Raw genomic sequence first — 12,318 nt, forward strand, 5'->3', positions numbered from 1 at the left:
CTTTAGCGACCGAAATAGCGATTATTATGAAATTTTTCAATCAACTGTTGCTCTTATTTGTCGTGTGCGCTGGCGTGGCAGTTACCTCCTGCAAAAAAAAGAAGACGGAAGTTGCCTGGGTGCAGGATTTCTCCATCATTGGCTCTCAGTCGTCGCCAAGGGCCGCTGACCTTAATCTGGATGGAGTGTTGGATATTGTGATGGGTGCCGGGAAGAACGAATACCAAAAATCAGAATTTGGTGTGATGGCGCTGGACGGAAAAACCGGTGAGTTGCTTTGGAGACAAGAAACTACTGACCAGGTGTTTGGTTCGGCGACACTCTACGACGTGAACGGTGACCAGGTGCCGGATGTGTTTATTGGTGGGAGGTCGCCCCATTTAAGGGCGCTGGACGGAAAAACAGGTGAGGTTATCTGGGCCTATAATCATGAGTTGTACCTGCAGGATTCCTTCCTTCAGTATGCCCGTTTCAATTTTTACAATAGTGTGCTGGTGCCTGACCAAAATGGGGACGGACTCAAGGACTTGCTGATTGTGAATGGCGGAAATTCCAAAGTTGAGCCATTTTCCACCAGCAATAGATTTCCTGGTGTATTGATGCTGATGGATACCAAAACAGGTGAGATTTTGGCATCGGATACAATGCCTGATGGCAAAGAGTCGTATATGTCGCCTATTGCTTTTCAGCAGCCGGGCAGTGATGACGTTACGGTACTGTTCGGCACAGGAGGGGAGACGATCTCAGGCAGTCTGTATGCAACTACTCTGGCTGATTTAAAAAATCACCGGCTATCTGATGCCAAAGTCCTTGCCTCAGAAATTGACCACGGTTTCATTGCACCACCTTCTGTGGCTGACATTACTGGTGACGGCTTTTATGACATTGTAGCTATTTCACATGCTAGTAGCATATTTGCCATCGACGGGAAAACTGAAAAGCCTATTTGGACAAAAAAGATTGAAGACTCAGAGTCGAGCAATAGCTTTGCTGTGGGCTATTTCACTGACGACAGCGTGCCCGACTTTTTTACCTTCGTGAGCAGGGGTGCCTGGCCGGAAAACACCGGTTCGGTACAAGTGATGCTTGACGGAAAAACAGGAGAGATCGCCTACATGGCCGAAATGGGCTGCACTGGTTTCTCTTCGCCCGTTGTTTACGATCTAAACGATGATGGGGTAGACGAGGCAATTATCAGCATCAACGAATTCGATTGTGCAGAAGGCTTTGTGAACAAGAAATCGAGCGAGATACTTACAAAACTGGTGGCCATCAATTTCACAGACAAATCAGTCATTCCCATCGACCAGCTCAACGGGTTCAAGAACATTTTCTCAACGCCTTATATCGGAGACATGGACAATGATGGCTACCTCGATATTGTTCATTGTCAGTACTTCAATCCCACCTCTGACCTGATGGTTTTTCTTGGCATGAAGATCAAGCGAATATCGACGGGTATCGAAATGGGCAACCCTGTAAGATGGGGAGCTTATATGGGGTCGAATGGCGATGGGGTGTTTTGAGTTTGGCAGGCTGTAATCTGAATTCTAATGAATTCTAAATCCACCCAAATTTTATCTGAATTTTTACACTATTCTGATCAGAGGAGTAGAAATAATAAAATGATTTTTCTAGGTTTGAGTATTAAAATTGCTGCCTTTCTGATATAAGAGCTTGTAGTTTGTTGACCAGATCAGCTACGGAATTTTTTATTGTAAGACTTGGTCATGTCGACCAAGAATTGGTTCCCGGTGATGGGATTCCTTGAATATTATTTTGTTATTATTTTTTCTGATACATGAGTGAGCAACTACGGAGCTACAGATGTCCATTTTGTTCTTCCGCACTTTCCCGTTATAGTTTGTCGAGTGATAACGACTCTCTAGAAGGCGACTTGATAAAATGCAGTACCTGCCACATCCAGATCCCGGTCGTTAACGGCATCTTCTATTTTACGGAATCAGACAATGATGTCTACCTCAATGATGATTCTTGTTTTGATCGTGTTAAAGACGTTATTATTGAAAAAAGGCCTGACTACAGAAACTTCATGCGAGTCAAACAGTGGAGAAAAACACTCGACCCTTACTCTGCCTTTCAACCATTTAATGAGTCTTCAAGATCAATATATCCCTTCTTACATCTGATAAGTGCCAACTTAAAGGCTGGCGATGTAATCATTGATACTTGGTGCCGTACAGGTTGGAGTTCGCTCTTTTTAGCTGGGCTGTTTCCCAATCAAAAAGTGATATCCATATGGGAAGGAAACAAGGACACACTTGGCTATCAGGGGTTTGATTTTTGGCTCGGCAAAACGGTGAGACCTACAAATTTGGAAATAGTTTTTCACGACTTAAACAAGCCTCTCCCGTTTCAGAGCGATACAGCCAGTTTCATTTACGGTCTAGACACACTTCACAGGTACGACCAGAAAGTTTTAGTACCTGAACTACTCAGGGTTCTTAAAGATGACGGTATTCTCATTTTTCCTCATATTCATCTGACCAACTCGGAGCCAGAGCCTTTCTTCGAAAGGGGTGAAAGGCAGCTTCATGGAATGGCTTACGAGTCGTATTTTAGAAAAGTTCTTGCAGGCAGAGGTCATAAGGCTTTCGTTCTGTCCGAGCCTGAAATGTTTTCCCTGGCTCAACCCACAAGCATTGTCAGTGACCCTGGCACCAGAGACTACAATGCAATGATCGCAATATTGCCCGACAAACTTACTGGTAAGAAGCTGAGGCCATTTGACTACAAAAAATACAGCGCCGACGAGCTTCGAATTCTGGTCAATCCTTTCTTTGTGTATGATCTTTCGAACCAGGCCGTTACTCTTGATCGAGAGCATCTAAATGGAATGGTTGGACACATGATGGATCGGCACCCCGTTTATATTGAAAAGGTGCAATCGACGCATGGTTTCAAACTAACTGAAGCGCAAGCTAGAATTATATACCTGTCGCAGCATGGTTACTCGGTGAGTCAACTGATTGAAAAATTTGAATTTGACAGTTCAGAAATATTCGTGGCTATCGACGAGCTTATAGAAAAAGACATATTACAAGTACTTCCAATTTCTGAGCAGGGAGTGTTGTTGCAGCAATATCATTCGAAGCAGGCTGTCAACACGCTCCATTCTGATCATACGATAGCTCATTTGTTGCCTCGAGCCAGCCTAATGTACAGTGATCAACCAGTGATAATAAATAGCCAGGATGATAGTAAAATAAGCTTTGAAGAAGCGAATGCGCTTACTGAAGCTATTCAGGCTAGACTGAGGGCGGCTGGTCTTAAAAAAGGCAGCTTGATATGTATTTCTTCAAAACCCCACTTTGAGGCAATCTTGGTGTATTGGGCCGCCACAGGAATGGGAGTAAAGGTGAGTATAATTAACTCCAGCCAGCCTCTACATATTAAAGAAGATATACTAAGGGAGGCCCCTCCAAGTATTGTTTTTGCTGACACAGAGTTAAGGCTGCGTTTAGAAACCCATGTGGTGGTTTTTGATAACGAGGAAATAGATATCCCTTCTTTATTCTCAAACTGGCTGCAAGATGATTTCGAAGTAGCTCACTCAGATAATGAGGAGCTGATGCCAGATGATGTGGCTACCATTCTTTATACTTCTGGCAGCACGGCGAAACCCAAAGGGATAGAACTTGTTAATAGCGCCTTATACGAGAGTGGCAAACTTTTAGCGGAATCATATCATTGGAAATCTTCAGATCGCATTTTAATGTCGGCTGAATTGGATTCTATGAGTGGCCTCCGAAACGTCTGCATTGCGCCATTGTTTGCAGGAGTAACCATCGTGATTCCTAAGACTAGCAGCAACAATACTGTTCTAAGCTTAATGGATGAAATCCAAAAGCATGAAGTCACTATATTAACAGCAACTCCGGCGTTGATTAGCCAAATCCTGAAAATAGGAATGCGTGCTAAAGCCCAAATTTCTAGTGTATCCAGAATTATATGCACTGGCGCCAGTCTGCCCCCTACTTTGATTCAAGAATTCCATGACATGTTTGCTATCCCAATTTACAATTACTATGGACTGACTGAAACCACGGGGTTTTGCTTAGGGGAGCCAATTGATAAGGAGCAGGGAAAGGAAGGCTCAATAGGAATTGAGATAGATGCAATCGCTCAAATAGTGGATGACCACAATGACCTTGTGGTGCCAGGAGAGACAGGAAACCTTCGAATCTACTCAGACAGGCACATGAAAGGCTATCTGACCAGAGGTGAATCAAACTTAGTTCTTAAAGATGGGTGGCTCTATACTGGTGACCTTGCAATGAGAGATCGTGATGGCTACTATTACCTCAAAGGAAGAAAACGAGACATGATAAAGAATGAAAGCGGAGAGATCGTGTATTTCAAAGAAGTAGAGGAGTGTTTGTCAAAATACGAAGGAATACAGGATGCACTTGTTGGCAGCATGTCAGATAAGGGGCAAGAATATTTGGTGGCTTTTTACATGGTCACCGACCAAATAACTCAAAAACCAACGGATCAGGAATTAAAACTACATCTTTCAAATCAGTTGGGGAAAGGTAAAGTTCCAAGGACAATTATTGAAGTTGAACAGTTTATTTTGAACCAACGGGGAAAAATTGATAAAAAGGAAATGATGGCAACTCTTAATGCTGGACACCATGCAAGTTGAAAGTTTCAAAGACTTTGTTGAAGCGCTTGCTGAAGAAAGTATCTCAAAAAAAGTTTTTTTAAAATCGAACGCTTCTGAATATACATACGGAAATCTGCTAACCAGAATAAGGCGGGTATCGGGTGCAGTCAGGAATTGTGGTGTATCAACAGGAGACAATGTGGTGGTCTCTGTATCGGACGACTTCGAAATGATTACTTGCTTCCTTGCGCTTGTAGCCAACGGGATAACGGCAGTTCTTATAGATCCCGATGCGAAAAAGGAAAGAGTTAAAAAGATTCTAAGCACCGTGTCAGTTGACGGATGGATTTGCAGCAAAGAAAATGCAGATGCCTGGGAGCTTCCTGAAACAAGCCTGGCCTTTTCCGTGGAAGCCCAGACCGGATCTTCGAGTAAACTGCTTAGCAAGCTCTTGAAAAAAGAAGTTAGTGTACAAAAAAAAACTTTTGAATTCTATTTGAAAGACACCAAGGAGTTTGATGACTTTCAAATTGTGAGTGGTAACGAAATCGCCTACATCATTTTTACATCTGGTTCAACAGGTAATCCAAAAGGGGTCCCAATCTCTCATGGGAATATTCTTTCCCATCTCAAGACTCTGTCAAAACAGTATGAGCTAAGCCAAAGCTCAGTGATAATGAATATTTTGCCTCTCTATCATGTCGATGGCTTGGTTCAGGGGCCCGTGTTGGCCGCCTACAATCAGGTTTCGTTAATAAGACCCTTCAAATTTGAAATCGCAAAAATACCTCATCTACTTGATGCTGTTTACAAATTCAAAGTTTCCCATTTTGTCACCGTGCCAACAATGCTTGTGCTTATCAATAAGTATTCTGAAGGGTATGAGAAAAGCTTTGAAACTAGTGAATTTAAGTATCTGATATCATGTGCAGCCGCTCTGGAAAGTGACCTATGGAATGAGACCATTGAGCGATTTAAAGTTAGTATCATCAATGTATATGGGCTTACAGAGACGGTTACAGGGGGGTTGTTCGCAGGGCCCTCTTCGGAAAGCCTGATTATTGGTTCTGTCGGCAAACCCGTAGATTGTCAAGCAGCCATCTTCGATAAAGAGCGTAAGGAAGTTGGAGAAAATGTGACCGGAGAACTAGGTTTAAAAGGCGATAATGTATTTAAGTCCTATTTAAACCCGGATGAAAATAATTTTCACCAGGGGTTCTTTATGACTGGCGATTTGGCATTTCGTGACCCGCTTGGTATTTATTATATCAAGGGTCGCTTGAAGAATGTCATCATAAAAGGAGGCATCAATGTGTACCCCGAAGAAGTCATTGAGACTCTCAATCAACACCCCGATATCCTTGAGGCACACGTGTTTGGTCAGAATGACCCTATTTGGGGCGAAAAGATTTGTGCAGCGGTGGTTCTTGAGGCAAACAGAAAGTTGAGCCCCATCGACATCGTTGGTTATTGCCAGATGCACTTAGAGTCAGAAAAACTGCCGTCCGCCATCTATTTTGTAGAGAGCCTTCCAAAAGGCCTCTCAGGAAAAGTTCAGATTGATGAGTTAAGAAAGACTATAGCTATGAACTCTGTGGATGATAATGGCAAATCGGATTCGATTCGTACGGAAATTAGAAAATTGGCAGTTAAGGCTTTTAATACTCAAATTGAAGACAGTGATTTTGGCAAGCATTCCAGCAACATAGTGGGGTGGGATTCCCTGGCGCATTTATCGTTAGCAACAAGTGTAGAGGACTATTTTAAGATACAGTTTTCTACTAAAGACATTTTGGGGATATCAACACTTAATGCCCTTGAAACAATAGTGCAAACCAAAGTCAACAAACAATGACCTCTCCACCTATCAAGGTTTGGATATTGACGCTTGCTATTGCCCTGCTTAGCCTCATTTTTTCAAAAAAGTATTTCACTCATTTGGAGAATGAATATTTCGATTTGCAATTACATAACACGTTTAAAAAAAAGAAAAGTTACTCAGCCCATCCCATTAGAATTGTCCTTATTGGCAGTTCTCTGATTCACCAGGGACTAAATGACTCTGAGGAAATAGAAAAAAACTTGAAGGAAAAATACAACACAGATTTTTCAGTTGTAAAAATTTATCGTAGAGGAGGGAGTGTGGGTGACTTCTACCAGAGCGAAAATTTGACTGATGAAATCATAGCATTTAAACCGCAACACTTGTTTATCCAGGAATCCCTGATTGCCTTTTACAAAGAGGAAAAATTTACGTTGGGCAAGAGAATAAGCACCCGGGCATTGAGAGAACTGTTTCAAAATGATAGAGATAAATCAAATATCGTTTTTCCTCCCAACGACAATGAACTGCAAATAAATACAGTCGATAGCGTAAAGTTGGAGGATAAGATTCGTGAAATCGAAGCTTCAAAGGTTGTTGACGGAGTCAAGAAAGATGGTATGGAGAAATTCCTGCGTCAAATGACAGAAAATGACATCAAACTGGTGGCGATCAACATACCATACCCCAGTAAACTAGAAAATGTAATGGATTCTCTTAGAGGTTCAAACGCATACAAAGACTTGGTTGAATGGTATAAAGGCAATTTTGGATTTGACTTTCTGGACATTGATAGAGATTTGCCGTTCAGTTGCTACTTTGACCTTGCTCATATGAATCCCAAAGGAGAGGAAATATATACCAGCTGGTTCATTGATCAGGTAGGTGGGCGGGTGACGCCTTTTATCAGTGCAAAAGACCAGAAGTAGCAGTGGAAGAATTATCAATCATCATTTTTGCCACTCTACCCGCTCTGCTTGGTTGCTGGCTTTTGCCCGAAAACTATCAGATAAAGGCCGTTGGTTTAGTTAGCTTTTTTTTGTTAGCATATCTTGATGCTGTTTCGTTGGCTGTTCTGTTAGCTACAAGCATTTTTACATACTACACCCTACACAGGCTCACAAAAGAAAAAGTTGCGATACTTGTCATCGGCACAATACTAGCTGTCATATTCTTATTTTTCAAAGTTGATTTCGCTTCTTCGCATGGCTTTATTCGAAACAGAGCCCTTCCCTTGGGAATGTCCTACTACATTTTCAGGCAGTTGCATTTTTGCCTGGAGGTGTATAAGGGCGATATCAGGGATGTAAAGTTTGCCAACTTTATGTCTTATTTACTCTTCTTTCCAGTGTTCTTGGTAGGGCCAATCAACAGATATCCCGAATGGGAACGTGAAATCCGTCGTAGAAGATGGGATACGGATGTCTTTTCGTCAGGTCTGGAGCGAATTTTATTCGGATATGTAAAAATAGTACTGCTAGGTAACTACTTAATTTCCAACGGATTATATAAATTTATTTTTAACCTGGGGGCAGAACATAAATGGCTCGCCAGCTATCTGGATTGTCTTCGATATGCTGCCAACTCATATTTTCAGTTTGCAGGTTATTCTGACATAGCCATTGGGATTTCACTATTAATGGGGATAAGAATCGTTGAAAATTTTAACTTCCCATTCCTTGCAACAAACATAAATGACTTTTGGAAAAGGTGGCATATATCTTTGTCACAGTGGTGTAGGGACTACATCTTTCTGCCAATAGCTTCATATACCAGAATGCCAATTATTGCAATCGTTTCATCGATGCTGGTTCTAGGCCTATGGCACGAAGTTTCTATGAGGTACGTTGTTTGGGGGATTTTTCATGGCCTTGGAATAGCGGCCTGGCAAGTATTCGACAAAAAATTTCAGTTTGATTTCAAGAATAGGTCTACGCAAATGCTGTGGAGAGGTGCGTCTGTGATTCTTACTTTCAATTTTGTAGTGATTAGTTTTGCCTGGATCAAAGAAGACTCTTTTTCCGAAGCATTGGAGGTATTTAAAGCTTTGTTATTTATAGCTTAGGTATGTATTCATTTTTGGTAAAGTACGTAGGGAAAAAAGCAGCCAATTGGTTGATCATCTTGTGGTATGTCCTGTTGATCTTACTTGTTTACAATTTCTTTAATGTGCGTGAAGGAGAAATGAGATATCTGGACTTCTAGGAAGCAGTCCGGGAGAACAGCCCTGGGTTGCTACTAAGTGAGATGACTGGTCAAGCAAAGGGGCATGTTGGAAATTTAAAATACTGGGCACGGAGAAATTTGAATACGCAATATTGTCGGCGTCTCGCTTTCAATTATTAAATCTCTAGCTTTGCAGCCGAATTAACAGAGGGAAGCAATGAAGCGCATCAATGAATACAGGAAACTGTTTAATGCTGAGGCAGATACAGACCTTAAACAACTAAAAACCACTTACAGGAACCTGGTGAAAGAGTGGCATCCTGATAAGTTTCAGCAGGATGATGAAAAGGCTGCGGAAGCAAAGCAGAAGAGTTTACAAATCATCGACGCTTACCATTTTCTGGTCAGCATTGCGCCCGAAACCAAAGAAGCCAATTTGGCTGAGTACACCACTACTACAACTGAATCCGGCATCGTCGATTTCAAGCTCAAGGGATTGGTACTTGAAGTAACCTTTCTGGATGGTACCACCTATGAGTATTTTGGTGTGACAAAGCACGTTTATCAAGGCCTGATCAATTCAGACAAGCCCTACAGGTTTGGCAAGCGAAATATCTTCAACTCTTTTCTTTACAGAAAGTCAAAAAGGGACTTGGAGCCAGCTTAAATTTCTCTGCTCTTGAAGTTCCGGTGCGGGTTGGTAAGGTGGGCTATTGAGGTGTGTCTTTTTGAAATGGTTAATGAATCGCTCGAAAGGCTTTAACCCATGCCTAATCTCTAACTGCAGCGGTAATTTTTTTTTCGGAAATTTCTCCCAAGGGTAACATAAGTATTGTTATAGAAAATATCCCTATAATTCAATATTTGTCAGACTGGTATTTGATCGTTAATTTATTGGGTTAAATCAATCAATTAACCCATTATCTACACAGTTATGAGAAAACTAATCATCGCCTTATTAACCGTTGTTTTATTCATTTGGAGTTGCGAGCCAAATGAGAATGTGCCCCAAACCGTTGAGTTCAACCCTACGCTAAAGGACAAGCTAACCAGGGTGGACCCATCATCGGTTGAAAACAGAAACGGCAGAACCGCCGGCATTGAACAATGGATTGCCAGCGTCAATGAAACGATTGCCTCTCAGGGCCTAGCAATACAAAAAATGGAATTTCTTGGGGCTGAGCAGGCTGGAAACACTGTGTTTTTTGCCAACAATGGTAATAAACAACTATCGTCTGACTTCGTGCCGAACGACCCACGCAACGGCACAGGGATTGATGTTCCTTATGTTATCGACGGCACAGAATTAGGTACATCTTCCGGGATGTCTGAATTTGAAACCTATAGTGCAACGGTGGCTGCTATGGAAACCTGGGGCAATGTTACGTGCTCGTCCGGGTTGGAGATTCCGAATTTGGGTGTCGCTCCCTTTGATATAGGCTACGTTCAGTACCTGCTTGGCTTTGGTGGAATTGCGGGGTATTTTCCAGGCACTGTGGTTCATGGAGGTATCCTTCCGGGAGCATTTTTTGATGCAGTTGCGCCTGGCGGAGCGAGTTCAATTTTAGGAGTGACATTTACCTTTGTATGGCTTGACGACCTTGACGCAGACGGAAAATCTGATGTGGCCATCAAAGAAATCTACATTAACGATGTATTCAACTGGCAGGATGCACCCGATGATGTGCTTGGCAATGGCATATATGACCTGGAAACAGTGATTCTTCATGAAGCAGGCCATGCATTGAGCCAGGCCCATTTTGGTAAGGCATTCGCCAGTGGAAACGGAAAGCTGCACTTTGCGCCTGCAGCTCTGATGAACGCCGGATATAGTGTTGCCCGACGAAATATATCGGGAACTGACAATGCCGGCCATTGCAGCAACTGGTCAAATTGGCCAAATAACTAGGATATAGCCATAAAATAAGAATAAAGGCCCCCACCCGGGGGCCTTTATTGTTTTTCACCGGTGTCGTTGGCGCTTGCGGGATAGTGGTATTTCGACTACGGATAACTTCCTTTGGTTCTACGTTGGAGCGAGCCTGTCGTCAACCGCTAACTTGCCTCTCCAAGCTTTAGTCGCTTGTGGTAATAGATGTAGGACAATCCCTCTATCCCAAATATCACCACCATCATCAGCATGGCAGGATCAAAGCCGCCGACGGCAATGCCTGAATAGGTAGCGCCTATGAGGTCGAAAGTCAGCCCGGCATATGCCCATTCTTTGACCCTTGGGAATCCAGGTATAAAAAGGGCAATTACACCAAGTGCTTTGGCCACCCCGAGAAAGGGAATAATATATTCAGGATAGCCCAGCTGGCCTGAGACCATTTCAACAGCATCCGGAACAGAAATAATGTCGGGTATAGCGGAAAACATCATGAAGCCGCCAAACAGACCGGTGAATACCCAATAGAGGATGTTGATCCTTTTCATAATAGTTGGTTTAAGTGATAACACAAAGATAGCGTCTGTTAGCCCAACTGTCGCTGCGTGATAACGCCATTTTAGTGGGGCGTTTGCGGCATGGGGTGCCAGGAATTGAGCTCTTGGTATTCGCTATTTACTCTTGCTTTTGCTACCGCATTCTCTTTTGCTCTAAATTTTCCTATTTTGTTGAACGGAATTCATGCCAACCTACTTCAACCAAACTATGAAAACCATTTTTGTCTATTTACTTATAGCCTCGGCCATCGCACTGGCCGCACTTAGCTTTTTTCAAAGCAAAAGAATTAAGAACCTCCGGGAGATTCAGAAGAACTACGAGGCTTTGACAGAGAACTTCGCTGAGTTAAGCAAGAACTACAAAAGCACGCTTTTGAAATACCAGGAAATTAAAACGTCACTTGACCAGACCACAATGAGCCTTGACTCCATTAGTCAGCGGCTTGACAGTGTAAACAGGCAAAGTACGCTACTGATTGCCTCTGCACATGCCAATATCGTGGAGATCATTCAGGAGGTGGATACCCTTGAGTTGGACGATGTGGAAACGATAAGAAGTCTCAGAACGCTCCTCAATGAAAAATAATTGGATATGAGGTATTTAGCCGTCTTGTTTTTCATGATTAGTTATAGCGTGGAGGGCCTGGCTCAGGTAAAGGTGTTTACGTCACAGGACACAAAAATGACCTTGTTTCCGGGCGACACAGTGGCCATAGAGGCCGACACTGCTTCTTTGCTGAGCTCCAGTGTGATATACCAAATCAATGAGCTTACCTATAAGTATGAAGCATTGCTTCAACGATACAATACGAACATTGGCGTAAACAAACGCTTGCTTGCGCAACTCAGCACAACGAAGGAATCGCTGGAGAAGCTGCTGGACAATAACACCGAGGGTAACGTTCAAATTGGAGCTTTAAATGAAGTGGTTGCCATGCTTACGACCCTGTCAGTCAGCCTTAACGATACCAACAAAAACCTCGAAGCAAATACAACCGACCTGGATGCGATGATTCAGGAATTAAAAGAGCAAAACAAGGAGCTGAAGCGGCAGATTAACAGGATGGGCTCAGATAAATTTAAAGACAGGTTGTTGTTTGGCACCATTGGGGCCGCCATATTAAGTGTTGTTTGGTTGGTGGCAGGCTAGATGGGGGTAAACTTACCTTTAACACCAAATTCAAGGTAACTCCCCACGATGTGGCAGGCATAATTGACTGAAATCTGGTACTTTAGCACCAACACGTAGCATTGT

General features: G+C 42.8%; 10 protein-coding genes. 9 read left to right on the forward strand and 1 reads right to left on the reverse strand.

All coding sequences use genetic code 11. The features are described from left to right. Positions 1 to 26 precede the first annotated feature (26 nt). The 7 genes from ACMVP2_RS25405 to ACMVP2_RS25435 all read left to right on the forward strand — a co-directional run bounded on the left by ACMVP2_RS25405 (position 27) and on the right by ACMVP2_RS25435 (position 10,527). Positions 27 to 1,526: a PQQ-binding-like beta-propeller repeat protein gene (locus tag ACMVP2_RS25405; protein WP_416865651.1), complete on the forward strand. Its 1,500-nt coding sequence runs from the start codon at positions 27 to 29 to the stop codon at positions 1,524 to 1,526. Between the two features lie 275 nt (positions 1,527 to 1,801). Continuing rightward, positions 1,802 to 4,669, forward strand: coding sequence for a class I adenylate-forming enzyme family protein (locus ACMVP2_RS25410; protein WP_416865652.1), 2,868 nt, complete (start codon positions 1,802 to 1,804; stop codon positions 4,667 to 4,669). Next, positions 4,659 to 6,485: an AMP-binding protein gene (locus tag ACMVP2_RS25415; RefSeq protein ID WP_416865653.1), complete on the forward strand. Its 1,827-nt coding sequence runs from the start codon at positions 4,659 to 4,661 to the stop codon at positions 6,483 to 6,485. Before ACMVP2_RS25410 ends, ACMVP2_RS25415 begins: the two co-directional genes overlap by 11 nt. 83 nt (positions 6,486 to 6,568) lie before the next feature. Continuing rightward, complete coding sequence (locus ACMVP2_RS25420) at positions 6,569 to 7,381, forward strand: hypothetical protein (RefSeq protein WP_416865654.1); 813 nt, start codon at positions 6,569 to 6,571, stop codon at positions 7,379 to 7,381. Between the two features lie 2 nt (positions 7,382 to 7,383). After that, positions 7,384 to 8,517 carry an MBOAT family O-acyltransferase gene (locus ACMVP2_RS25425; RefSeq protein WP_416865655.1) on the forward strand — a complete coding sequence of 378 codons (1,134 nt, stop codon included), beginning with the start codon at positions 7,384 to 7,386 and terminating at the stop codon, positions 8,515 to 8,517. A gap of 318 nt (positions 8,518 to 8,835) precedes the next feature. Further along, positions 8,836 to 9,285 carry a KTSC domain-containing protein gene (locus ACMVP2_RS25430; RefSeq protein WP_317491717.1) on the forward strand — a complete coding sequence of 150 codons (450 nt, stop codon included), beginning with the start codon at positions 8,836 to 8,838 and terminating at the stop codon, positions 9,283 to 9,285. A 267-nt stretch (positions 9,286 to 9,552) separates the two neighbouring features. Continuing rightward, on the forward strand, positions 9,553 to 10,527 hold the full coding sequence (locus tag ACMVP2_RS25435; RefSeq protein ID WP_416865656.1) for a hypothetical protein: 975 nt from the start codon (positions 9,553 to 9,555) through the stop codon (positions 10,525 to 10,527). Positions 10,528 to 10,673: 146 nt separating this feature from the next. On the opposite strand, the gene ACMVP2_RS25440 is transcribed toward ACMVP2_RS25435, so the two are convergent. Beyond that, a complete protein-coding gene (locus ACMVP2_RS25440; protein ID WP_416865657.1) occupies positions 10,674 to 11,054 on the reverse strand; it encodes a DoxX family protein in 381 nt (126 codons plus the stop codon). Between the two features lie 217 nt (positions 11,055 to 11,271). On the opposite strand from ACMVP2_RS25440, the gene ACMVP2_RS25445 reads away from it, so the two are divergent. Continuing rightward, positions 11,272 to 11,649 (forward strand): hypothetical protein, encoded by a 378-nt coding sequence (locus ACMVP2_RS25445; protein ID WP_416865658.1) that lies wholly within the window; start codon positions 11,272 to 11,274, stop codon positions 11,647 to 11,649. Between the two features lie 6 nt (positions 11,650 to 11,655). Next, positions 11,656 to 12,213 carry a hypothetical protein gene (locus tag ACMVP2_RS25450; RefSeq protein ID WP_416865659.1) on the forward strand — a complete coding sequence of 186 codons (558 nt, stop codon included), beginning with the start codon at positions 11,656 to 11,658 and terminating at the stop codon, positions 12,211 to 12,213. Positions 12,214 to 12,318 lie beyond the last annotated feature (105 nt).

It is taken from the genome of Imperialibacter sp. (genome assembly GCF_048007035.1).
GTDB lineage: Bacteria > Bacteroidota > Bacteroidia > Cytophagales > Cyclobacteriaceae > Imperialibacter.